The sequence below is a fragment of the Bacillus sp. MZGC1 genome (assembly GCF_002998605.1).
Lineage (GTDB): Bacteria > Bacillota > Bacilli > Bacillales > Bacillaceae > Bacillus.
Map to the genome: position 1 here is coordinate 296,488 of NZ_PVRE01000004.1, position 23,038 is coordinate 319,525.

Genomic DNA, 23,038 nt, shown 5'->3' on the forward strand with positions numbered 1-23,038 from the left:
ACCTGTGATCTAAAGAATAGGCACAGGGGCATTCTATTGCCTCTGTGTCTTTTTGGCGATCCATCTTTTGCAACTTAAATCGTTTGACACTAAAGGAGCGGGCATCACATGTACAGTTTGATGAAGCGTATTTTAATTGGTAAACCATTAAAATCACAAGCAGCAGGAGAACAAAAACTATCAAAAATCAAAGCGTTGGCATTATTGTCATCGGACGCATTGTCATCAGTTGCATACGGTACAGAACAAATCTTAATTGTTCTTTCTGTCGTTAGTGCAGCAGCATTTTGGTACTCACTCCCGATTGCAGGTTGTGTATTAATTCTTTTAATGGCGTTAATTCTATCTTACCGCCAGATCATTTATGCTTATCCAGAAGGCGGCGGGGCATATGTCGTCTCTAGCAGAAACCTAGGTGAAAAACCAGGATTGATCGCTGGTGGGTCATTGCTTGTAGACTATATTTTGACTGTAGCAGTGAGCATATCAGCGGGTACTGATGCCATCACATCGGCTTTTCCAGTACTATATCCATATCATGTTTTGATCTCAATTGTATTGGTCATCGTGATTATGGTGCTCAACCTTCGTGGATTGACAGAATCGGCATCTATCCTGGCTTATCCTGTATACTTGTTTGTATTTTCACTCCTTATCTTAATTGGAGTAGGTGGCTTCAAATTATTAACAGGAGGCGTACCACCAGCACCTGAGCATACAGCGGTAGGCACGCACGTACAAGGCATTACATTATTTCTGTTATTAAAAGCTTTTTCATCTGGCTGTTCTGCTCTGACTGGAGTAGAAGCCATTTCAAATACCATTCCATCCTTTAAAAAACCGGCTGCTCAAAATGCAGCAAGAACATTATTGATGATGGGTGGATTATTAGCTGTTTTATTTGTGGGAGTCACATTACTTGCGTTTGGTTTCGGCATCTCGCCAAAGCCAGAAGAAACGGTTGTATCACAAATTGCATCAGACACTTTTGGGCGTACGTTTTTCTATTACGTGATACAGGCAGTCACAGCGCTAATCTTAATATTAGCGGCAAATACCGGCTTTTCAGCCTTTCCGTTATTGGCTGTCAATTTAGCAAAGGATAAGTATATGCCGCGTATGTTTACTGTAAGAGGAGACCGGCTTGGTTACTCTAATGGCATTATCTTTCTAGGCGTAGCCTCTATGCTGCTCATCTGGTTGTTTGATGGAAAAACAGAACACCTTATCCCGCTATATGCTGTCGGTGTTTTCATTCCATTTACTCTGTCGCAGACCGGCATGTGTGTGAAGTGGATTCGTGAAAAACCGCGGGGTTGGAAAACGAAAATGCCAATCAATATCGTCGGAGCACTGATTTCTTTTACAGTTTTCATGATTCTCATTTTGACCAAGTTCCATCTCGTATGGCCAGTATTTGTTTTCATGCCTATTGTTCTATTTATCTTTCATTCCATTAAAAAGCATTACCTGTCTGTTGGAGAACAACTGCGTTTATTGAATGAAACAGAGCCTGTTGAGATTAAAGGGAATGTGGTCATCGTACCGATAGCAGGTGTAACACGTGTCGTCGAACAATCTGTCCAATATGCAAGGTCTTTGTCAGATCAAGTCATAGCGGTTCATGTATCCTTTGATAAAGAAAAGGATAAGAAAATTGAAGAGGATTGGGAAAAACTAAACAGCGGTGTACGGCTTGTGATGCTGCATTCTTCCTATCGAAGCCTCATTCACCCGCTTGATAAATTTCTTGAAACCATTGAGGCAAAAGCAAATGCGCATCAATATAAAGTGATGGTGCTCGTGCCTCAATTTATCCCGAAAAAAAGATGGCACACCATTTTGCATAATCAATCTGCCTTTTTATTAAGATTCCGCCTATTATGGAAGCGTGATATTGTGGTGGCGACCCTCCCATATCATTTTAAAAAGTAGCAAAAGCAAGTTGAAACGTTTGATTAAAAGGATGCGGTGGTATGGAGTAAGAAAAAAGGAGTTTTCTCACATGCCGCAAAGAACCGCAGGAAAAGAAGTAACAGCGCTACTGGAAGAGTGGGGCGTGAAACATATTTATGGAATGCCCGGCGACAGCATAAACGAATTGATTGAAGAACTTAGGCATGAATCAAGCCAAATACAATTTATACAAACGAGACATGAAGAAGTGGCAGCACTTTCAGCGGCGGCTGATGCCAAACTAACAGGTAAACTCGGTGTCTGCTTATCAATCGCTGGGCCGGGTGCTGTCCACTTATTAAATGGACTATATGATGCAAAAGCAGATGGTGCACCAGTTTTAGCAATTGCAGGACAGGTTGCTTCGGCCGAAGTAGGCAGAGGCGCATTTCAAGAAATCAAATTAGAGCGGATGTTTGATGATGTCGCTGTCTTTAATCAGCAGGTACAGACGGCAGAAGCGCTGCCTGACTTATTGAATCAAGCCATCAAAGCAGCTTATACCCATAAAGGTGTGGCAGTTCTCACCGTATCGGATGACTTATTTTCTCAAAAAATTAAGCGTAAACCCGTTTATACATCTCCTCTTTATGTGGAGGGAGAAGTACGGCCAAAGAAAGATCAACTGCTAAAGGCAGCTCAGCTGATTAACAATGCGAAGAAGCCAGTCATCTTAGCAGGTAAAGGATTAAGACATGCAAAAGAAGAGCTTCTTTCATTTGCAGAAAAGGCAGCTGCTCCTATCGTCATCACACTCCCTGCAAAAGGGGTTGTGCCAGACAGGCATCCATACTTTTTAGGTAACCTAGGTCAAATTGGAACGAAGCCGGCATATGAAGCGATGGAAGAATGTGATCTCTTAATTATGCTTGGAACCTCCTTTCCATATAGAGACTACTTACCAGAGGACACGCCAGCCATTCAACTGGATATTAAACCAGATCAAATCGGTAAAAGATATCCGGTAGATGTGGGAATCGTGAGCGACAGCAAGAGTGGTTTGCATGAACTGACTTCCTACATTGAATATAAAGAGCAGCGTGGTTTTCTTGAAGCTTGTACAGAGCATATGATGAAGTGGCGAGAAGAAATGGATAAGGAAAAATCCGTTGCTACTTCACCGATTAAACCACAGCAAGTCATTGCTAGACTAGAAGAAGCAGTCGAGGACGACGCCATTCTTTCAGTTGATGTTGGTAATGTGACGGTCTGGATGGCACGTCATTTCGAAATGAAACAGCAGGATTTCATTATCTCCAGCTGGCTTGCCACAATGGGCTGTGGTTTACCTGGTGCGATTTCGGCTAAGTTAAATGAACCGAACCGACAAGCCATTGCTGTCTGTGGTGATGGAGGCTTCACAATGGTCATGCAAGACTTTGTGACAGCTGTAAAATATAAGCTGCCGATTGTTGTCGTGATCTTAAACAACAACAATTTAGGAATGATTGAATATGAGCAACAGGTAAAAGGAAACATGAATTATGGTATAGAGCTGGAGGATATTGATTTTGCTAAGTTTGCAGAAGCATGTGGCGGCAAAGGGATCTCTGTGTCATCACATGAAGAATTAGCGCCAGCCTTTGATACAGCCCTTCAATCTGATAAACCAGTTATTATTGATGTCACTGTCGCCAATGAACCCCCGTTACCTGGGAAAATCACTTACACCCAAGCAGCAGGCTTCAGTAAATATTTATTGAAAAAATTCTTTGAAAAAGGTGAGTTGGATATCCCTCCACTCAAGAAAAGCCTCAAACGCTTTTTCTAAACACAAGGTAGTCGGTCTTCTGAAAAGAAGGCTGACTTTTTTTTGTGATGATTAGGGGAAATCATTTCAATTGTCACTTGCTTTCATCTCTATTGAAATTAAAGGATATTATTTTTGTAACTTAAAGCCTATTTTTCCAATTCGTTGATAAAGGTAAAATAGACTTTATGATCAATAATGGAGGGAGTGACTTCTTCTGGGCAAGATACTTGATGCAAAAGCACTAACAAGTGCCATGGACACAAGGGCAAAACACTACCAGGAACTCCGCGAACAAATGGTAGATTTAAAAAAAGCATTACAAGGTGTTTCTAATCTCGGTGACGACTTCACTGGGAAAGGTGCCGATAACATTAAAAGCTTCTACAAAGAGCTCGCTGGAAATGTAGACATGTTTATCAGCTTCATTGATAAGCAAAAGGCCTTTCATGAAGGTGTTTCTGGGACACTCGATGATACAAACTTTGGCGGCGATACCTTCGTAGAAGAACACTTTTTAGACAACGCAGTACATATGGGCATCAAAAACGCCAAAAGCATTGTAAAGGATCAAAAAAAGGCACTTAAAACCATTTTTCAGGACATTGATGACCTCATTTCTCTAGAGGTATTTGACAGCAAAACCTTTGATGAAAAAATTGCAAATGCAGAAGATGAACGAAAAAAGACAGTAAAAGACCTAAGAGAGCTTGATCAAAATTTAAAAGATGAATATGCTTTGTCAGAGACGGAGCAGCAGGCTACATTGGCATTGTACGCAGAAATGATGAATGCCACAAATGACGGAAAAGCGATTTCGCCTATGAATTTTGACAAGAAAGCGTATCAAAATAGCGAAATCTACAAGGCAAAAAGCGATATTGAGAAGCAAACTTCTGAATATCTCAAAATCAAAAAAGAACAAGAAGAAGCTAGAGAAATCGCAAAGGAACAAGAAGCACTCGCCAACCGCCCTTGGTATGAAAAAGCACTTGATTATGGTGGAAATATCGTGAATGAACTGACTGGAGTAAACGATGCAAAACGCGCCGCAACGGGCGTTGACCCGATCACAGGCGAAGAACTTACCGCAGGACAGCGCGTCGCCGCAGGCGGCATGGCAGCAGCGGGTTATATCCCAATCGTCGGCTGGGCAGGTCGCATTTTCAAAGGCGGAAAAGCTGTTTATAAAACAACTCAAGCCACCTCGGCCGCAGTCAGAGCAGTCGATATTTACAAGACATCGCAAAAGTCTTTTGACGCCTTAAAAACATCGCAAAAAGGCTTATACGGCCTCACCGCCACCAACGGATTCAGCGAAGCAATTACAGGTAGAGACATGTTTGGGAATAAGGTCTCGAAAGAACAGCAGGAAGCGAGCATGAACGCGGCGCTGGGAATGCTTTTGCCGTTTGGGGCGAAAGGGTTTCATGGGAAGATGGGGATAAAAGAGACTGAGAAAAGGCGCATCGACTATTTGAGAAATAAATATGGGAAGATTGATTCCAAAGAATTAAATGAAAGAATTAATTTACGTGGAGAAACGATAAAAGAACTAAATAAATTAAAAGATAGTGGTATTAGCAAAAAGAAAATGGGACCCGCCTTTGCTGGAGTTTATGATAAACAGACTGGGAATTACTCATATGCAATAAATGATTATGATGGAAAGTTACCAGAGTTACACCCCTTAATAAATGCCAAATATGATAAAATGCCAAAAGAGGTTATAGATTCATATACCTTTACAAAAGGTGCGGGGTCACATGCAGAGGTGATCGCATTGAATAATGCCTTAAAGGCTAACCCAGGCGCTAGTTTGGATAATTTTATATTGAATGTTGTTAGAACAGGTCAAAGTAGAGTGAAACCGGCGGGAATGATGTTTCCAAGGTGCCCTCATTGTGCTTACCTTACAGATGGGTCTAAAATTATCACGGAGGTTCCCAAAAATGTTAAATGATATATTGCAAAAAGATTTTATTTTAGAAAACGGCACTGAGTTTGAAGAATGCTTAGAATATGGAGGACCTTACGAACTAGCAATAGTGAGATACACTGAGGATGGTAAAGAAGAACTGTTTACGGGGTTAGCCTATGATATATATGAAAACGGGAATATTGAGAGTTACTTCTATGTAGAACAAGGAGTTAAACAAGGGAAGTATGTTGAATTCTATCCGAACGGAAATGTCAAGAAAATAGGACATCTAAGTAAAAATGCCGCAGATGGATATCAAGTTGAGTTTTTTGAGAATGGAAATAAAAAGTATGAATCTGAATGTGTTGCCGGTCGAGAAATGAATTATATAAAGTATGACGAGAATGGAAATGTTTTAGAGGAAAAAGCAGAACCTAATGAATCCGACTTGAAATATGCCGAAAAATTCAACAATTTATAATGTGGTTTGTATGAATAGTGAGGAAATGAATGAGTTATTAGAAAGATTTAAAAGTGAACAAAACGCTCTCTTGCCTAAAGTGCAATTAAAAAATAATTTTCAACTAGAGAACATAAGGTATATTGCAGGGGTAGATGTAGCTTATTTTGATATTAAAGGGAAAACAAATGGTGTTTGTTGTATCGTCGTCTTTGATTTGATAGAAAAACAAGTGATAGAAAAAGTGCATAGCCATGGAGAAATAAGGGTTCCATATATAGCAGGTTTTCTTGCTTTTCGTGAAATGCCATTAATCAAAGATGCAGTAAAAAAGCTAACGAAACAAGTGGATGTCTACATGTTTGATGGAAATGGTTATTTACATTATAGACATATGGGTATTGCTACCCAAGCCTCTTTTTTCTTAAATAAGCCTACCATCGGTGTGGCAAAAAGTTATTTGAAGATTAATGGAATAGATTTTACCATGCCTCAAAATAAAGAAAATGAATACACAGATATTGTTATAAATAATGAAATATATGGGAGAGCCCTCAGAACTAGAGTGAATGTTAAGCCTATTTTTATTTCATGTGGTAACTGGATCGATTTAGATACAACTACAGAAATTGTTATGAAACTTATTGATAAGAACAGCCGATTGCCAACCCCTGTAAGATTTGCAGATATTGAGACTCATGCTATTCGAAAAGAATTATTAGCAAAAGAATAGAGAAATTGTGAAAATACACATTCTATAGCTTTATTGAAAAGGTACCAAAGACACCAACCACCACAAAAAAGGAGAAAAAACCATGCTATGGATCCTCACACAAAACCAGCAAACTCTGATTCATGTCCAAGAAGTCTCAGTAAGCGGCAAAAAAATTGAAGGGATGATCTTGGGAAGTACTTCTTGGGCAAAGATGCTCGGCAAGTATGACTCAAATGATCGCGCAGCCGAGATTCTTCAAGACATGATGAAGACGATTGAAGAACATCCAAATGCCACGATGACATACCGAATGCCACTTCAATAAAAAAGAAACCACCTTTCATCGCGAAAAGGTGGTTTTTGTTTAGGATGGTGTTTTTCCAAAGGCTAAGAATAAAGGGATGCCTGTGCCGACAAGGGTTGTGGCAAATAGGAACATACCGCAAATAAATAGAAAATGGCTGGCTGAAAAGACGAGTGCCAGAATGAGAAAAACGATGCTGAGTCCTACCATGCTATAGGATGGGACAAAGCGGCGTTTGTAGGTGGCTTTCTTTGTTAGGAATGAGAAGAAAATACCAAATACCAAAGGGACAATCCATAAGTAAAATAAAATAATAAGAGACATACATCATACCTCGATTTTTCCTTCTATTTTATCAGATGCCGATCACAACGGATACTACAAAGCTTCACTTTGTAAAATAATTCATGCAATCGACACAATTAAGTAGGCTGATTCATCGAATACGTTTTTTGTTTCATATATTCAGGCTGTAAAAGGGCGTACACACAATGATCGGTAAAGCGATTGCCCAGCCATTCACATTGCCTTAATATTCCCTCAAGCGAAAAGGATAATCTCTCTGCAATGCGTCTGCTTTTCTGATTGTCAACAGCAGCCCTAATCTCAATACGGTGCAGTCCGCACTCTTCAAATAAATAGCGAATGACCGCTTGACAGGCTTTTGTCATGATGCCTTTTCCTTGATAGCCTTCTCCGAGCCAATAGCCGATTGAAACGGTCCTATTGATCCAATGAATTTGATGGGTGCCAATGATGCCGACGAGTTCTCCATGTGACCAGATGCCCGCTTGAAAACCGTTGTTCTGCATCGCTTGCTGCATGGCGCCTTGGATAAACGCCATACTGTCTTCCTCTGTCTGCGTTGAATCCACCCAAAGCATCCATTCACGTAAATGCTCTCTCGACCGCTGAATGAGCAAATACAGACTTCTTGCGTCTCTTGGCTCAAGCAGCCGCATGGATATCTCTTGATCCTGATAAACAAACATGAACCCACATCCTCTCAGGGGAATTCTACCATAACCAAATGGAAAGAAAAAGACAGCTCAACACTGTCTTTTACATAAACGTATCTACAATTAAGAAAAGATTAAGTGCTACAACAAGAGCTGCTATCACCCAAGATATTCCTGTCACCCAGCGGGCATTCGTTAATTCGCCCATAATTCGCTTTTTACTTGTAAATAAAATGAGCGGAATTAAAGCAAAGGCAATACCAAAGGATAAGACGACCTGACTCATCACAAGCGCGGAGGTCGGGTTCACCCCAGATGCAATGATCGCAATAGGGGGAATGATGGTAATCAGCCGGCGGACATATAGCGGGATTCGGTATTGAATAAATCCCTGCATAATGATATCGCCTGACAGTGTGCCAACAGAAGAGCTGGATAGTCCGGCTACAAGCAGACCTACACCAAATAAGATGGCTGATACAGGCCCTGCGAGTGTATCAAAATGCTGAAACGCAACATCCAGATCTTCAACAAAGAGACCATTTTTATAAAATAAAGCGGCTGCCACAATCAACATGCTGGCATTGATGGCCCCGGCGACTATCATCGCAATGAGGATATCTAAAAACTCAAAGCGGAAAATCTGCTTTTTCTCCTTTTCCGTTCTGCCGACGACTCTTCTTTGGGTTAAAGCTGAATGTAAGTAGATTGCGTGAGGCATCACAGTGGCGCCTAAAATTCCAGCTGCAAGCAGCACGCTGTCTGCGCCATCAAATTTTGGAATGAACAGTCCGCCAGCGACACTTGCGATATCTGGTTTGGCGACAAAGGTTTGCACAGCGAAAGCGATCACGACAACGAACAGCATGCCTGTAATACCTGCTTCTAATGCTCGATAGCCTCGTCTTTGCAGCTCTAATATCGCAAATGAACCGATAGCGGCGATAATAGATGCTTCAAGCAGAGGGATTCGAAAAAGCAAGTATAAACCAAGTGCCGCCCCGATAAACTCAGCTAAATCCGTGGCAATAATGACGAGCTCTCCCTGAATCCATAAACCGATTGAAACGGGTTTTGGAAACTCTTCACGTGCGATTTCAGGTAAGTTTTTACCTGTCGCGATTCCAAGCTTTGCGGATAAGGACTGGATGAGCAAAGCCATGAGATTTGATATGAGAATGACCCATAAAAGGAGATATCCGTATTTGGAGCCAGCCGCAATGTTGGTGGCGAAATTTCCTGGATCAATATATGCAATGGCTGCGATAAAAGCAGGGCCGAGAAAAGGAAGGAGCCTTCTAAATCCTTTGACCTTTCCTTCAAGTGCACGCTCAGCTGCCGCTGACATGTGTGCCTGTGCCTCGATGTATTTGTTTGTCATATGTCATCACCTAGATTCTACAAAAGTTTTGCTTTGGCACAAAAAGTTTCCTTGATGCAATTTTTAATCATCATATGCCCATCTTCATGAAAAGTCAACTATCTGAACTAATAGGTTTGTTTATCATATGTAAGTGAAAAAAATAGATACCTTGTCAATCCATCACATAAAAAACACCGCCTCTTAGACGGTGTCCCTACTGCTTCCTCTGTTATTCGTTTTTTTTAAGATACCCTTGATCCCACACTACGGAAGATCAGGCTTAAGATAATGACAAAGATCGCTGCTCCTAAGATTGCTGGAAAGATCGCAAAGCCTGCCAGACTAGGACCCCACGTTCCAAGTAATCCATGACCAATCCAAGCACCTGCAAGCCCGGCAATCATTGAACCGATCCATCCTCCTGGTACACTACCTCCAGCGAGTGCACTGCCAATAAGGCCGATGACAATCGCCACAACTAATGAAATCAGAAATCCTAACATGTTGATCACTCCTCTTTTTGTTTGTGTATTAAGCAATAACCGTTTTGAAAAAGTTTCAAACCTTTCGAAACCGCTTCAATGTTCTATACGTATGATGAACAAGGATTGTGTATAATAACAAACAAATACTTGAGCGGCATCTAAGGAGGCAAATGGCATGGAGGAAAGAGAGTGGCTAAAAGCACAATTAAAGGAGATTGAACAGTGGGAGAAAGACCAGCAAAAGGTATGGTTTTGGGAGAAACTCAGCCGCCTTCCATTTCAAATGCTGGACAAGCTGACGCCTGCCTTTATTCAGAAAAAAATTGGTGTACTGCTAGATGAAATGGGGCATTACATTCAATCAGGCGGTGCCTATTTGACATCAGAAAAAGGCATCATCCATCAATTTCAAAAGAAATGTGCTGATGATTCCATTCAGCGCATAGAAGATATTGAAAAAGCTCCTATTGAAATCATGGATGCCATTAGTGAACATATGGGGAAAAACAGGACGAACCTCGCCACGGTACAAGGTGCGACAACTGGTGTCGGCGGTATGTTTACGCTGGCAGCAGATATTCCTGCGGTACTGGGTCTTTCCCTTAAAACATTACAGGATATTGCCGTCACCTATGGCTATGATCCTAAAAACAAGGAAGAGCGGGTCTTCATCATAAAATGCTTACAGCTGAACTCTGCTGATGTGGTGGGGAAGAAATCTATATTAAAAGAGCTGAGGAGCTATCAAGCTTCAGAAGGAAAGCACGAAAACATGATTTCCCAAATCCAAGGGTGGCGTGAAGTGGTGTATAATTACCGGGATTCGTTTGGCTGGAAGAAACTGTTTCAGCTTGTTCCCATAGCAGGCATTTTGTTTGGCGCAGTCTCCAACCGCTCACAACTAAAAGGTATTGCCGAAACAGGCATGATGCAATACCGAAAGCGAAGAATTGTCACAAGATTAGAAGAGCTCACGCAGCAAGAACAGAGTGAATCTGGTGCATAAAAATCCCTTTCTCAAAGGGATTTTTTATTTGGTCTCATCCTCATCTTGAAAAGCATGGATAGGAGAATGTTCATAACGCGCACGCAGCTCGCGAATCTGCTTGATTAGGGTGGAACCAATGGTTTTTTCGGCTTCCTCATACAAAGGATCGAGGGCTTTCACCCATTTTTGTCTTTCTGCTGGCGTCAATTCATGAATGGCAATCGGCGATTCCCGTTTAATGTCCTCTAGCTGATCTTTGTTCATCTGTTCTGCATGTTTTTCATTCCAAGCTGTTGTTTCTTCCATGGCTTCAAGTAAAATTCGTTTCGTTTCAGGTGTCTGGCGTTCAAAGAAGGATTGATCTGTTAAGACCACATAGCCCAAATACCCGTGATTACTGATCGTCATATAGTCTTGTATATGATAGAATTTTTTTGAATAAATATTTGAAATGGTATTTTCTTCACCGTCTACTTTTTTTGTCTCTAATAGCTGGAACGTTGAATTAAACGATTCCTGATAGGGCTTTGCGCCAAGAAGTTTGAATTGTTTTTCAATCATGTCGCTTTGCATAATGCGGAGAGATTGGTTTTTTAAATCACCAGGCTGTTTGATTGGACCTTTATTAGAGGTGATTTGCTTAAAGCCATTTGTCCAATAGGCCATTCCCTTTAGCCCGTCTTTTTGCAGGGTGCCAAACAATCTTTGGCCAATTGCACCGTGCAAGCCTTCTTGAACCGCATCATAATTAGAAAAAGCAAAGGGAAGGTCAAGAGCCAGCCACTCAGGGGACAGCATGCCGAGCTTCGAGGTAGACGGGGCGATAAATTGAACTTGATTCTCTTTAAGTGCATTAATTTCTTCTATATCAGAATAAAGACTCCCGTTGGAGAAAATCTGAATGCTGATCTTCCCATCGGATTTTTCGTGCACAAGCTCAGCAAATTTCTTTGCGGCAAGTCCTTTTGGTGTATTATCTGCCACGACATGGCTAAATTTGAACACAAGCTGATCCTTCAGCCCTGTCTGTTCATCATCAAAGGTCGTCGCTGATTTTGGCATCATATGATAAAAACCAAAGTATAAAGCGGTTACAAAACCGATTATGAGCAATAGTGTATAGGCGAGTAAATTCTTCATGCGTCCGATCCCCCTTATGTCAAGCATACTTGACCGAGGAAGAATTCGTAAAGATACAGGTGAAAAAATGATGAGAAATCGATTGAAATTACAACAATTATCTATTAGATGGAAGCTCACCATTCTCACATATTTCGTTGTCATTTTCGCCCTTTTAATCGGAGGAATTGTCCTTGTTGGGGGAATCCAGCAAACAGAGGAACGAGAGCTTCGAAAAAGGCTCATGAACACGGCGAGAACAGTGGCTGAGATGAATGAGGTGAAGCAGGCGTTAGCTGATCAAACAAAGGAACGTAACCGATTACAGCATGCCATCGAAGAGATTCGGATTATTCAAGATGCTGACTACATTGTCGTCATGGATATGGATCATGTGAGATTAACGCATCCAGTAAAAACAAGGATTGGTCAGCGCTCGGAGGGGACAGATGAAGAGCCTGCTTTTGCAGAGCATATTTATTTCTCAGAAGCAGAGGGAGAGCTTGGGACAGCCATCAGAGCCTTTTATCCAGTGAAGGATGATCAATTTAATCAAACAGGGGTTGTCCTTGTAGGGAGAACGCTGCCAAGTATGATCGATATATTAGGAGAAATGAAGCGGGATATCCTCATGATCCTTCTGCTGACGCTCAGCTTTGGGCTTGTAGGCTCATTTTTGCTCGCCCGTCATATTAAACAGCAAATGTTTAAGCTGGAGCCGCATGAGATTGTCAGAATGCTAGAGGAGCGCACCGCAACCTTCCACTCTATTAATGAAGGGGTCATCGCCATTGATAATCAGCACATGATCACCATTTTTAATGAAAAGGCGAAGCAAATTTTTGGTGTGACAGGGGATGTCGTAGGCCGGAATATTTGGGATGTGCTGTCTGACACAAGACTCCCTGAGATCATTGATCGCGCTGAACCCGTTTACAATGAAGAAATTCATATGAGTGGAAAGCGGATTATGAGCAGCCGGATTCCGATTGTCATGAAAAAGAAAATTATCGGAGCGGTCGCCATTTTTCAGGACCGGACAGAAGCGGCAAAATTGGCAGAGGAGTTAACCGGAGTCAAGAACTTTGTTGACGGTCTGCGGGTGCAAAACCATGAGCATATGAACAAGCTTCATACGATTGCCGGGCTGATTCAGCTTGGTAAACCCGATCAGGCGCTCGATCTAGCCTTTCAAACGACGGAAGAACAGGAACATGTGATGGACTTTCTTCACCGCGTCATTCAGCATGATGCCGTTGCGGGATTATTGATGAGCAAAATCAGAAGGGGCAAGGAGCTAGGCATAAAGGTCGAAGTAGACGAACATAGCTGTCTGCGTGATTTCCCTGAGCGTCTAGATCAGCATGATATGACGAAGCTGCTTGGCAATCTGATCGAGAACGCCTTTGCCTCGTATGATACTGTAGAAAGAAACACAAAACGCATTTCTATTAGTATTGATCAAACCGAGGATGTCCTCGCGATGTTAATTGAAGACAATGGCTCCGGGATTGAAGAGGAAATGATTCCTTATATTTTCGATAAAGGTTTCACACACGGCAAAGAAGGCGGAACAGGCTATGGCCTGTATATTGTAAAAACGATTATCGACAAAGGAATGGGAAATGTAGAAGTCACATCAAGCATCGGCATTGGTACCACCTTCTCAATCGAATTCCCAATGACAATAGAGGAGAGAGACAGATGACTCAGATTAAGGTGCTATTAATTGAAGATGACCCGATGGTGCAAGAAGTGAATAAAGAATTCATTAAGAGTGTTCCTGGCTTTCAAGTTGCGGCAGTCGCAGGTAATGGGGAGCAGGGCATCCAGCTGATCAAAGAAATTCGTCCAGACCTTGTTGTCCTCGATGTATATATGCCAAAAAAAGATGGCGTGAAGACGCTTCAAGACATTAGAAAGCAAAAGATACAGGTGGATGTGATCGTTATTTCTGCGGCAAAGGACAAAGAGACCATTGGCATCATGCTTCAAAATGGCGCACGAGATTATATCATCAAGCCGTTTAAGTTCGAACGTATGAAAGAATCACTTGAAAACTATAAAGCGTTTAAATCTAAAATTCGCACAGCAGCAGAATTTTCTCAGGAGATGCTGGATGATATCATACGAAAGCCTGCTGTTAAGCAGGAGGATACTTGGCTCCCTAAGGGGCTGAATGTGCATACGATGAATGAAATTAAAGCCTATATGGGCTTGCAGGAAGGCCCGCAGTCTGCAGAGGAAGTTGCCAATGCACTCGGCATTGCCCGTGTCACGGCACGCCGGTATTTAGACTTCTTAGTGAAAGAAGGCGAGCTGAAATTAGATATGCAATATGGCGGGGTTGGCCGGCCTGTCAATAAATATATCGTACATTCTGACTAAGAGACCAAAAAGACCAAAATGTACGATATGTCCATAAGCTTCACAGCCTTTGGTGAAATCGCTATCATTTAGCTACAGATAACAGTTAAGCGTTTACATCAAAGGGTGAGGGAGTTGATTTTTTATGAAGAGGCTTTTGAAGAACCTGACATTTCAGGTGATTGCAGCTGTCATTATCGGGATCATTGTCGGGATGGTTTGGCCAAACGTCGGAAAAGAAATGAAGCCGCTTGGTGACACCTTTATCAATGCCGTTAAAATGGTCATCGCGCCAATCATTTTCTTAACCATTGTTCTTGGTATTGCCAAGATGGGGGATATGAAAAAGGTTGGAAAAGTTGGGGGAAAAGCATTTATTTATTTTGAAGTCGTCACGACGCTTGCTTTGGTCATCGGTCTTTTTGTGGTAAATATCATGAAGCCGGGTGCAGGTCTGGACTATAGCAAGCTTGAAAAAGGGGATGTTTCACAGTATACCCAAAATGGGGGACAGGGTATCGACTGGATGGAATTTGTCACACACATCGTACCATCTAATATGGTAGATGCTTTTGCAAAGGGTGATATTTTACAGGTCTTATTCTTCTCTATTTTATTCGGTGTTGCGCTTGCTGCACTTGGCGAGAAGGGGAAAGGAATCATTGAGTGGCTTGATAAGCTGTCACTTGTTTTCTTTAAAATCATTGGATATATCATGCGTGCTGCGCCGCTCGGTGCATTTGGGGCAATGGCTTATACGATCGGACACTTTGGTTTGGCATCGATTAAACCGCTAGCGAGTCTGATGCTCTCCGTATATATGACCATGTTCCTGTTCATCTTCGTTGTGCTGAACATCATTTGTAAAATGTATGGCTTCAGCCTGTTCGGTTACCTGCGGTTCATCAAGGATGAAATTTTAATTGTTCTTGGCACAAGCTCATCAGAATCCGTGCTGCCAAGAATGATGGATAAAATGGAACGCTACGGGTGCTCTAAGTCTGTGGTTGGTCTTGTCATCCCAACAGGGTATTCCTTTAACTTAGATGGAACCTCGATCTACTTATCGATGGCTGTGGTCTTCTTGGCACAAGTGTTTGGTGTAGACTTGTCCATCGGTCAGCAGATCACCATCATCCTTGTCCTGATGCTCACCTCAAAGGGAGCGGCTGGGGTGACAGGAAGCGGATTTATCGTGCTGGCTTCTACACTCGCTGCACTACAAGTCATTCCGCTAGAGGGGCTTGCACTGCTGCTTGGGGTAGATCGATTCATGAGCGAAGGAAGAGCCATTACAAATCTTATTGGAAATGGAATTGCAACAATTGTTGTTGCGAAAAGTGAAGGTGAATTTGACGAAGCGAAGAGTAAAACAGCCCTTCAAGAAATGCGCAATATGAAGCAAGCTGTATAGTATAAAAACAACCTAAAAACCGAAACCTTATGTTCTACATGGGGTTCGGTTTTTTCTTGTGCTGAAAAGAAAAAACATTAAAGCTTGATAAAATTAAAACGAATCGTAAGACCTTATTGACCTTTTATTATATAATTTACAGAAAGATCCGATATAATGTATATCAGATCCGATGAAAAATAGACTTTAGTCCTGGCAGGTGTGTAACGTAATGGCGGCATTTTTTAAATTGTTCGAAAAACCCGGTGTTAAGCGGTTTTCTGTATTTGTAGTATTAGCCACAGCCTTATATCTATTAAGAGGAATGATGAATTTAATTCTCTTGACCTTCATATTCACCTTTTTGATGAATCGGTTAGAAGAGGTCATTAGAGGTTTTTTAAGTCACTTCCTGAAAATAGGACAGAAATCGGTTATCACCATTTTGTATATTCTTTTGGCTGGTGGATTGACGTTTGGCGGATTCGTGTTTGTGCCAATTATCGCCAAACAGGTGGAGCAGCTATTTCATTTAGGAAAGAAAATTGCAGATCATCCACAAGATTTACCCTTCTTTGATGTCATCACCAACGTATTCGGAGATTTTAAAATATCAGCTTACTTTGAGAAAGGGTTTAATTTCCTCTATACATACTTAACAGATTTCAGCACGTTCAGTATCCAGGTCATTATGTCCTTAATATTAAGCATGTTCTTCCTGTTCGAAAAGGAACGCCTCATTCAATTCATGAACAAGTTCAAAACGAGTAAAATCTCAGTGTTCTATCATGAAATAGCCTTCTTTGGACGTAAATTTTCCAGAACGTTTGGAAAGGTACTCGAAGCACAGTTTATTATTGCAACCGTTAACTGTGTCTTAACAACCATTGCGCTAGGCATTATGGGATTCCCGCAATTATTTGGATTAGCGGTCATGGTCTTTTTGCTAGGCTTAATCCCAGTAGCGGGTGTGGTCATCTCACTTATTCCACTCAGCATCATTGCGTATACCCTTGGAGGCGGCATGTATGTCCTTTATATTGTGCTGGTGATCGTCATCATCCATGCCATTGAAGCCTACTTCTTAAACCCGAAACTCATGTCAGCAAAAACAGAACTCCCTATTTTCTTCACATTTATTGTGCTGATCTTCTCTGAACACTACATCGGGATTTGGGGACTCATTATTGGTATACCAATCTTTGTGTTTATCCTAGATATTTTGGAGGTCACCAACAAGGAGGAAAGTAGTTAAAAAGTTCATTTGAACCTGTTTACAATTTTCTAAAAATAAGGTATAAATAGTATGAAAATATCATAATAACCACACGCTTAATCCTTCTAAAGGAATGGGGGACCCACTATTTTGGGGTGAATTTTTCTCTGTTGAGAAAAAAGGACATCTCTTCGTCCTAACCCGTCAGCTAACCTCATCGGCGTGAAGAGAGTAAACGGTGGTATATGTAAGGACACGCAGACCCACGAGAAAACTCTCTCGTGGGTCTTTTTGACGAGGAAGGGGAGATTTTATTGAAGCTGGCTACAAAAATTATTATTGCCCTTATTGCAGGTGCAATCACGGGACTTTTGCTTAACATTTTCGCTCCAAATGTATTCAAAGTGTTAGATCCTTATCTATTCACACCTCTAGGTCAAATCTTCTTAAATCTAATCAAAATGCTGGTTGTGCCAATCGTCTTCTTTTCCATTACACTTGGTGTGGCAGGCCTCGGAGATCCAAAAAAACTAGGCCGTATTGGAGCAAAAAGCATCTTATATTTTCTACTGACCACAACCTTCGCTATTATCATTGCGATGTCTTTAGCATTATTAATTAAACCGGGTTCCTTTGGTTCATTCGATACAAAAGGGGCAGAATACGAACCTCAAGAAGCACCATCTACGACAGACACTTTATTAAACATCATTCCATCAAATCCAGTTCAATCTTTAGTTGAAGGAAATATGCTGCAAATCATTGTTTTCTGTGTATTCTTAGGACTAGGAATTGCAGTGCTAGGCAAAAAAACAGAAGGATTACTCAAAATATTAGAACAAGGCAATGAACTCATGATGTACCTTGTAGGAGTGGTCATGAAATTTGCTCCATACGGGACATTTGGCTTAATTGTGACGGCTATTGGGAGTCAAGGTCTTGATGCCATTAAAGCCATGGGACTGTATTTTACAGTGGTGTTAGTAGCACTATTGGTGCATTTCTTTCTCACATATGGCTCAACCTTGGCTTTATTTGCAAAACGAAATCCATTTACATTCTTTAAAGACTTTTCGCCTGCGATGGTCGTAGCCTTTAGTACGTCTAGCAGTAGTGCGGTTCTCCCTGTATCAATGGAAACCGCTCAAAAGAAACTGAAAGTACCTGAGCCGATTTCTAGTTTCGTGCAGCCGTTAGGCGCTACGATCAATATGGATGGGACAGCCATTATGCAAGGGGTTGCAACCATCTTTATTGCACAAGTGTTTGGTGTGGAGTTAACGCTGATGCAAATGCTCACAGTTGTATTAACCGCCGTATTAGCCAGTATCGGGACAGCCGGCGTACCGGGAGTAGGCTTGATCATGCTCGCAATGGTCTTGAACTCGGTTGGGCTTCCTGTTGAAGGTATTGCGCTCATCCTTGGCATAGACCGCTTATTAGATATGGCAAGAACCGTTGTCAATATTACAGGTGACGCCGCATGTGCGGTGATTGTGACAGAAACTGAGAAAAAACACGAGAAAGACGCAGCATCACCGAACCTATCCATGTAATGTAAAAGAAGGGCTGACTCGATCAGCCCTTTTTTTCATGGGCCTCTTGTCTTGCGTGATATACTTTTAAAAGAATGAGCGGTCTTATTTGCCGCCATAGGCTTTACATCAGAAGGAGGAAACACTTTGCAGTCTGCTGTTCTAAAAGTAGAGAAAGTCGATAAACGAATTGGCCGGAAATTGATCTTACAAGATATATCTATAGAAATAGGGAAAGGAGAAATCGTCGGCTTACTAGGACCAAATGGGTCTGGAAAAACAACCTTAATTCGCTTGATCGTTGGTTTGATGAAAAAAAACAATGGCCGAATCATGATCAATGGATATTCACAGGATGAGGATTTTCTACACGCAATGTCATCTGTTGGTGCGATCATAGAAAATCCCGAATTTTATTCTTATTTAACAGGCTTTGAAAACCTTGAACTATATGCGGCGATGCACGATGGAGTGACGGAAGAACGCATGCAGGAAGTGGTGAAAAGAGTTCGTCTGGAGCACGCCATTCATCAGAAGGTGAAGACGTATTCACTGGGGATGAAACAAAGGCTTGGGATTGCACAAGCCATATTACATCAGCCGAACCTGCTGATTTTAGACGAACCGACAAATGGACTTGATCCTGCAGGTATGAAGGAATTCAGGGAGCACTTGCAAATGCTCGTACGAGAAGAAGGAACGTCCGTGTTATTTGCCACACATTTATTGCATGAGGTAGAAGAGCTATGTGACCGCATGATCATCATTCAAAAAGGACAGATCAAAGCCAGTGCGAAGCTCCGGGACATGGAGGGGAAAGAACAGATACTCATGAATATTCAGCCAGTGGAAAAGGCGGTTTCGTGGCTCGACACGCAGGCCTATACATATGAACGAAATGGAGCGCGTTTATTACTTCATTTGAACAAAGAACAAGTGCCTGAGCTGAACAAACAGCTTGTTATGGCTGGGTTTGATGTACTTGAAATGACGCCTCAAAAGCCATCAATTGAAGAGGCATTTATGAAATGGACGGAAGGCGGGACGGCAGATGCTTCAACTCATCAAGAATGAGCATAAGAAAATGATGAGGAAAAAGATCACATTCATTGCTCTTGGATTGATCGTTGTGTTTCAATTGGCGATGGCTCTAGCGTTGAAACGAGTCATTTCCAGCTTTGGTGGACAAGACACTGTCGCCAACTATTTTGCTTATTCCACGAATGTCGTATTTATTTTACAGGTGCTCGCAGTTGTCATTGGCGCGACCTTGATCTCAACAGAATTTCAAAAAAGAACAATCAAGTTTTTATTGATCCGGCCCAAAACAAGGCTGCAAATTTTTCTGTCAAAATACATCACACTTGTGCTGACGGTCATATATTTGTTTGTTTTTTATTATTTATTAGCTTTTTTATTTGGCTTTATTTTCTTTGGTACTGAATTTGATGAAAGTACGGGACGATTATTTCAGCATACGTTTGCTGTTATCGGATCTCAGTGGGTGGAAGTGATGATGATGGCAAGCTTCGCTTTTATGTGTTCCAGCTTGTTTAGGAACAGCCTCGTTGCGCTTGTGACCTCGTTTTTTGTTTTATATGCGGCGAAATCACTTGTGCCTATTATGTCTCTTTTAGAAAATCAGTGGGGGAAAATCCTGCTTTTTGCTAATACGGACTTTACTCAGTACAGCTTTCAAGGACCGCCGCCCTTTCATGGCATGAGTCCTTTGTTTTCTCTATTTATGGTAGGGGCGCATTTTGTTTTCTTTGTTGGCACGGCTTGGGTTCTTTTTTGGAAGCGTGATGTAAATGTGTAAAAATTGTGTCAAATAACAAGAAAAATTCGTGACATCTTTGTGAAAACGAGTCTGCATTTCACGATAACCGGCTGATTTTGTCTTATAATAAGAGGGAGTCTTGGAGGTGGCACTATCGTGAAAAATTTCATTACGGCTTTACCCATTTTGTTGTTGCTGTCGTTTTCGTTTGTGTCTTTTGCCTTCCAGTTTGATCATCTTATTTATTTCAGACTAGCGCTGGGGATCTTTTCGTTAGCGGGTCTTTTCTTTCTGTATACACTTAAAAGAAACATGAAATGGTTCATGGTTTATTTATATGCGAGCTGGATCATTCTTGCTGCCGTCACAACCTTTGAGGAGCCTGTCTTTTCTCAGTTCTTCTTCGGTGGTTTAACAATGACAATGGGTTATCTCACATATATGCTCATTTATTTAGGAATGAAGCAGGACCGTGTAGCGAAATCACATTAAAACAAAAGCCGATAAAATCACATCATAGATTTTATCGGCTTTTTTCTTTTTGTTGAAAAAGACAAAAGAGCCGAGCAGCCAGCTGTGACTGCTCGTCTTATGTTTATGATTCACGTCCAGCAGCTGCAAGCTGCTCCTGATGCTTTTTGTCGATTGTTTCGTATATACTTTCCATCATTTTAGGGTCGCGCATGATGGCCTTCTTGTTCTCTTCAATCAATTGCTGATATGTTTTGATTTTCTTCTTAGACATGTGACTCATCGCTCCTTTATATAAGTATAGACGTCTATAGGATTTCATATAGATGAAATTGATAATCATTATCAATTAGCAACTCTATTATACAAAGCAAAATGTCAGAAGTAAAGAATCTATTCAGAAAATTCACGTAACCGACAAATTCGAAGCCTAATCGACGCTCATTCTTTCCCAGGAAATAATTCCTGTCATTTCTTGTCGTAAGTGAAACATCTATATAAAACATTCTTTTGCTCATTGAAACGTTTTGGATGTGCAACTCGTCTTATGGAGAGATTTGATGTAAGAGATGGGGAAGAAAAAAGACACCAGCAAGCGTTTGCTGATGTCCTTCGTTTAACCAATTAAGAAACGTGCCCTTGAAGAAACTCTGTCACTTCTTCAGGTGATTTTGCGTTTGCGCTGTGTAAATGACCTGTTTTTTCGCCATTTTTGAAAATCAACAGGCTTGGAATACCCATGACCTGATACGTTTCTGCTAATTCAGGGAAATCATCTTTGTTTATTTCAAACCATTCATGGTGAGCATAAGCCTCTAAGATGTCTGGAATGAACATGTCCATTCTTGTACAGTCAGGACACCATGTTGCAAAGAATTTAACGATGACTTCTTTGTCAGATTGAATGATTTCATTGAATTGTTCAGTACTTGTGATTTTTTTCAATTTGTCACAACTCCTTTTCAATGTCATTTTAATATAAAATAATGGCGAATGACATACAAATGCTCGGGAGGCGCTTACAACCTTTACAAATCATTTCAATTCCGTAACAACAAAAATTAATTAGAGCATTTTTGCTTGAAAGTGATAAGATAGTAAAGATGAATTTTAGTGGGGGGAGTATCCATTGAAAATAAGTTTAGGATTGATTTACGGCGGAAAGTCAGCCGAACATAATGTATCACTGCAAACAGCCCTTGCAGTTACAAAAGCACTTAACACTGAGAAGTTCGATATACATCCAATTTATATTACAGAAGAGGGCGAATGGCTAAGAGGAGAAAAACTCACTGAACCAGTTTCAAACGTCAAAATGCTTCAATTTGAACAGAACGCAAAGACGTTTTTACCAACTTCTTTAAATGAGAGCATGTTCCCGCAGCCTGCATCTGCTGATGAGAAGATTGATGTTGTCTTCCCATTGCTGCATGGGCCAAATGGTGAAGATGGAACGATGCAAGGATTACTTGAACTGCTAAATATCCCGTATGTCGGCAACGGCGTTCTTGCTTCTGCCGCGGGTATGGATAAAGTCATGATGAAAGATGTTTTTGCTCAAGCAGGACTTGCACAAGCAAAGCACCTTTCCTTCAATAAAAAAGACTATGAAAAGGCCACACCAGACAGCTTAGAACAGGTGGAACAAATACTTGGCTATCCATGCTTTGTGAAACCTGCCAACATGGGGTCAAGTGTTGGAATTAGCAAATGCCGCAGCAAAGAAGAGCTGCAAACCGCATTCGACTTGGCTTTCCAATATGATCGTCGTGTGGTCGTCGAAGAAGGCGTCGTTGGAAGAGAAATCGAAATTGGTGTATTAGGAAATGACGAGCCGAAATGCTCTGTCGTTGGTGAAATTGCACCTAAAACAGATTTTTATGACTACAAAGCAAAATATGAAGATGGCGATACAGATTTGATCATTCCTGCAAGCGTGTCAGAGGATGAATACAAGACGATTCATGATATGGCGATTAAGGCATTTAAAGCCCTCGATGGATCTGGTCTTGTACGTGCAGACTTCTTCCTCACAGAAAAAGGCGAAGTGTTGATCAATGAAGTGAATACAATGCCTGGATTCACACCATTTAGTATGTTCCCGCTGCTTTGGAAACACACTGGTGTAGAGTATCCAGAGCTGATTGGAAAGCTAGTGTCACTTGCAATTGAACGCCATCAAGAAAAACAAACCATTAAAACGACTTTTTAATGTGAGCAACAAGCAGACACTATCCTTAGGTAGTGTCTCTTTTC

General features: G+C 41.3%; 23 protein-coding genes and 1 riboswitch. Of the genes, 16 read left to right on the plus strand and 7 right to left on the minus strand.

The features are described from left to right. The first annotated feature begins 108 nt into the window (after positions 1-108). From C6Y06_RS14565 to C6Y06_RS14595, 6 genes are all read left to right on the plus strand, one after another. A complete protein-coding gene (locus tag C6Y06_RS14565; RefSeq protein WP_106037114.1) occupies positions 109-1,935 on the plus strand; it encodes an APC family permease in 1,827 nt (608 codons plus the stop codon). 70 nt (positions 1,936-2,005) lie between these two features. Continuing rightward, a complete protein-coding gene (locus C6Y06_RS14570; protein ID WP_106037115.1) occupies positions 2,006-3,727 on the plus strand; it encodes a pyruvate oxidase in 1,722 nt (573 codons plus the stop codon). Positions 3,728-3,962: 235 nt separating this feature from the next. Then, on the plus strand, positions 3,963-5,669 hold the full coding sequence (locus tag C6Y06_RS14575; RefSeq protein ID WP_411265987.1) for a T7SS effector LXG polymorphic toxin: 1,707 nt from the start codon (positions 3,963-3,965) through the stop codon (positions 5,667-5,669). After that, positions 5,659-6,108 carry a toxin-antitoxin system YwqK family antitoxin gene (locus C6Y06_RS14585; RefSeq protein ID WP_106037116.1) on the plus strand — a complete coding sequence of 150 codons (450 nt, stop codon included), beginning with the start codon at positions 5,659-5,661 and terminating at the stop codon, positions 6,106-6,108. Before C6Y06_RS14575 ends, C6Y06_RS14585 begins: the two co-directional genes overlap by 11 nt. Before the next feature lie 10 nt (positions 6,109-6,118). Beyond that, on the plus strand, positions 6,119-6,820 hold the full coding sequence (locus C6Y06_RS14590; protein WP_106037153.1) for an endonuclease V: 702 nt from the start codon (positions 6,119-6,121) through the stop codon (positions 6,818-6,820). Positions 6,821-6,902: 82 nt separating this feature from the next. Beyond that, entirely contained in the window at positions 6,903-7,127 is a 225-nt protein-coding gene (locus C6Y06_RS14595; protein WP_003214145.1) for a hypothetical protein, read from the plus strand. 39 nt (positions 7,128-7,166) lie between these two features. Here the strand turns inward: C6Y06_RS14595 and C6Y06_RS14600 are convergent, their stop codons facing one another. The 4 genes from C6Y06_RS14600 to C6Y06_RS14615 all read right to left on the minus strand — a co-directional run bounded on the left by C6Y06_RS14600 (position 7,167) and on the right by C6Y06_RS14615 (position 9,931). Next, positions 7,167-7,430, minus strand: coding sequence for a hypothetical protein (locus tag C6Y06_RS14600; RefSeq protein ID WP_034663988.1), 264 nt, complete (start codon positions 7,428-7,430; stop codon positions 7,167-7,169). A 98-nt stretch (positions 7,431-7,528) separates the two neighbouring features. Continuing rightward, complete coding sequence (locus C6Y06_RS14605; protein ID WP_034663987.1) at positions 7,529-8,098, minus strand: GNAT family N-acetyltransferase; 570 nt, start codon at positions 8,096-8,098, stop codon at positions 7,529-7,531. A 70-nt stretch (positions 8,099-8,168) separates the two neighbouring features. Beyond that, positions 8,169-9,446, minus strand: a complete 1,278-nt coding sequence (locus C6Y06_RS14610) for an Nramp family divalent metal transporter (protein WP_106037117.1) — start codon at positions 9,444-9,446, stop codon at positions 8,169-8,171. A 224-nt stretch (positions 9,447-9,670) separates the two neighbouring features. Continuing rightward, positions 9,671-9,931, minus strand: coding sequence for a GlsB/YeaQ/YmgE family stress response membrane protein (locus C6Y06_RS14615; RefSeq protein ID WP_034663984.1), 261 nt, complete (start codon positions 9,929-9,931; stop codon positions 9,671-9,673). A 157-nt stretch (positions 9,932-10,088) separates the two neighbouring features. Between C6Y06_RS14615 and C6Y06_RS14620 the strand changes: the two genes are divergently transcribed. After that, the gene (locus C6Y06_RS14620; RefSeq protein WP_106037118.1) at positions 10,089-10,919 is read left to right on the plus strand and encodes an EcsC family protein; all 831 of its coding nucleotides are present in this window, start codon (positions 10,089-10,091) and stop codon (positions 10,917-10,919) included. 24 nt (positions 10,920-10,943) lie between these two features. Here the strand turns inward: C6Y06_RS14620 and C6Y06_RS14625 are convergent, their stop codons facing one another. Then, the gene (locus tag C6Y06_RS14625; protein WP_034663982.1) at positions 10,944-12,041 is read right to left on the minus strand and encodes a DctP family TRAP transporter solute-binding subunit; all 1,098 of its coding nucleotides are present in this window, start codon (positions 12,039-12,041) and stop codon (positions 10,944-10,946) included. 67 nt (positions 12,042-12,108) lie between these two features. Here C6Y06_RS14625 and C6Y06_RS14630 point away from each other — a divergent pair, with 67 nt between their 5' ends. The 8 genes from C6Y06_RS14630 (at position 12,109) to C6Y06_RS14665 (ending at position 20,803) form a co-directional block, all read left to right on the plus strand. Continuing rightward, positions 12,109-13,728: an ATP-binding protein gene (locus C6Y06_RS14630; protein WP_066031785.1), complete on the plus strand. Its 1,620-nt coding sequence runs from the start codon at positions 12,109-12,111 to the stop codon at positions 13,726-13,728. Further along, positions 13,725-14,408: a response regulator gene (locus tag C6Y06_RS14635; RefSeq protein WP_060595580.1), complete on the plus strand. Its 684-nt coding sequence runs from the start codon at positions 13,725-13,727 to the stop codon at positions 14,406-14,408. Before C6Y06_RS14630 ends, C6Y06_RS14635 begins: the two co-directional genes overlap by 4 nt. Before the next feature lie 124 nt (positions 14,409-14,532). Then, positions 14,533-15,801, plus strand: a complete 1,269-nt coding sequence (gene dctP, locus C6Y06_RS14640) for a C4-dicarboxylate transporter DctP (protein ID WP_034666695.1) — start codon at positions 14,533-14,535, stop codon at positions 15,799-15,801. A 211-nt stretch (positions 15,802-16,012) separates the two neighbouring features. Further along, on the plus strand, positions 16,013-17,035 hold the full coding sequence (locus C6Y06_RS14645) for an AI-2E family transporter (RefSeq protein ID WP_034663979.1): 1,023 nt from the start codon (positions 16,013-16,015) through the stop codon (positions 17,033-17,035). A 64-nt stretch (positions 17,036-17,099) separates the two neighbouring features. Continuing rightward, positions 17,100-17,233, plus strand: a riboswitch (cyclic di-AMP (ydaO/yuaA leader). Positions 17,234-17,310: 77 nt separating this feature from the next. Continuing rightward, positions 17,311-18,552: a dicarboxylate/amino acid:cation symporter gene (locus C6Y06_RS14650; protein ID WP_060595581.1), complete on the plus strand. Its 1,242-nt coding sequence runs from the start codon at positions 17,311-17,313 to the stop codon at positions 18,550-18,552. 126 nt (positions 18,553-18,678) lie between these two features. Further along, positions 18,679-19,605, plus strand: a complete 927-nt coding sequence (locus C6Y06_RS14655; protein ID WP_106037119.1) for an ABC transporter ATP-binding protein — start codon at positions 18,679-18,681, stop codon at positions 19,603-19,605. Beyond that, the gene (locus tag C6Y06_RS14660; RefSeq protein ID WP_066031294.1) at positions 19,583-20,350 is read left to right on the plus strand and encodes an ABC transporter permease; all 768 of its coding nucleotides are present in this window, start codon (positions 19,583-19,585) and stop codon (positions 20,348-20,350) included. The genes C6Y06_RS14655 and C6Y06_RS14660 overlap by 23 nt, the downstream gene beginning before the upstream one ends. Before the next feature lie 117 nt (positions 20,351-20,467). Further along, a complete protein-coding gene (locus tag C6Y06_RS14665; protein ID WP_003214381.1) occupies positions 20,468-20,803 on the plus strand; it encodes a hypothetical protein in 336 nt (111 codons plus the stop codon). Between the two features lie 103 nt (positions 20,804-20,906). Here C6Y06_RS14665 and fbpB read toward each other — a convergent pair whose 3' ends face one another. Further along, a complete protein-coding gene (gene fbpB, locus C6Y06_RS14670; RefSeq protein ID WP_106037120.1) occupies positions 20,907-21,056 on the minus strand; it encodes a Fur-regulated basic protein FbpB in 150 nt (49 codons plus the stop codon). 350 nt (positions 21,057-21,406) lie between these two features. Further along, a complete protein-coding gene (locus C6Y06_RS14675) occupies positions 21,407-21,727 on the minus strand; it encodes a thioredoxin family protein (protein ID WP_034663973.1) in 321 nt (106 codons plus the stop codon). 184 nt (positions 21,728-21,911) lie between these two features. On the opposite strand from C6Y06_RS14675, the gene C6Y06_RS14680 reads away from it, so the two are divergent. Beyond that, positions 21,912-22,994, plus strand: a complete 1,083-nt coding sequence (locus C6Y06_RS14680) for a D-alanine--D-alanine ligase (protein WP_106037121.1) — start codon at positions 21,912-21,914, stop codon at positions 22,992-22,994. Positions 22,995-23,038: the final 44 nt, after the last annotated feature.

What these genes read in the sequence shown, in the direction of transcription:
- C6Y06_RS14625 (WP_034663982.1), bottom strand. Translation starts at nt 12,041, where the DNA reads ATGAAGAATTTACTCGCCTATACACTATTGCTCATAATCGGTTTTGTA.
- C6Y06_RS14595 (WP_003214145.1), top strand. Translation starts at nt 6,903, where the DNA reads ATGCTATGGATCCTCACACAAAACCAGCAAACTCTGATTCATGTCCAA.
- C6Y06_RS14605 (WP_034663987.1), bottom strand. Translation starts at nt 8,098, where the DNA reads ATGTTTGTTTATCAGGATCAAGAGATATCCATGCGGCTGCTTGAGCCA.
- C6Y06_RS14635 (WP_060595580.1), top strand. Translation starts at nt 13,725, where the DNA reads ATGACTCAGATTAAGGTGCTATTAATTGAAGATGACCCGATGGTGCAA.
- C6Y06_RS14585 (WP_106037116.1), top strand. Translation starts at nt 5,659, where the DNA reads ATGTTAAATGATATATTGCAAAAAGATTTTATTTTAGAAAACGGCACT.
- fbpB (WP_106037120.1), bottom strand. Translation starts at nt 21,056, where the DNA reads ATGTCTAAGAAGAAAATCAAAACATATCAGCAATTGATTGAAGAGAAC.
- C6Y06_RS14565 (WP_106037114.1), top strand. Translation starts at nt 109, where the DNA reads ATGTACAGTTTGATGAAGCGTATTTTAATTGGTAAACCATTAAAATCA.
- C6Y06_RS14615 (WP_034663984.1), bottom strand. Translation starts at nt 9,931, where the DNA reads ATGTTAGGATTTCTGATTTCATTAGTTGTGGCGATTGTCATCGGCCTT.
- C6Y06_RS14600 (WP_034663988.1), bottom strand. Translation starts at nt 7,430, where the DNA reads ATGTCTCTTATTATTTTATTTTACTTATGGATTGTCCCTTTGGTATTT.
- C6Y06_RS14645 (WP_034663979.1), top strand. Translation starts at nt 16,013, where the DNA reads ATGGCGGCATTTTTTAAATTGTTCGAAAAACCCGGTGTTAAGCGGTTT.
- C6Y06_RS14570 (WP_106037115.1), top strand. Translation starts at nt 2,006, where the DNA reads ATGCCGCAAAGAACCGCAGGAAAAGAAGTAACAGCGCTACTGGAAGAG.
- C6Y06_RS14590 (WP_106037153.1), top strand. Translation starts at nt 6,119, where the DNA reads ATGAATAGTGAGGAAATGAATGAGTTATTAGAAAGATTTAAAAGTGAA.
- C6Y06_RS14610 (WP_106037117.1), bottom strand. Translation starts at nt 9,446, where the DNA reads ATGACAAACAAATACATCGAGGCACAGGCACACATGTCAGCGGCAGCT.
- C6Y06_RS14620 (WP_106037118.1), top strand. Translation starts at nt 10,089, where the DNA reads ATGGAGGAAAGAGAGTGGCTAAAAGCACAATTAAAGGAGATTGAACAG.
- C6Y06_RS14660 (WP_066031294.1), top strand. Translation starts at nt 19,583, where the DNA reads ATGCTTCAACTCATCAAGAATGAGCATAAGAAAATGATGAGGAAAAAG.
- C6Y06_RS14575 (WP_411265987.1), top strand. Translation starts at nt 3,963, where the DNA reads ATGGACACAAGGGCAAAACACTACCAGGAACTCCGCGAACAAATGGTA.
- C6Y06_RS14630 (WP_066031785.1), top strand. Translation starts at nt 12,109, where the DNA reads ATGATGAGAAATCGATTGAAATTACAACAATTATCTATTAGATGGAAG.
- dctP (WP_034666695.1), top strand. Translation starts at nt 14,533, where the DNA reads ATGAAGAGGCTTTTGAAGAACCTGACATTTCAGGTGATTGCAGCTGTC.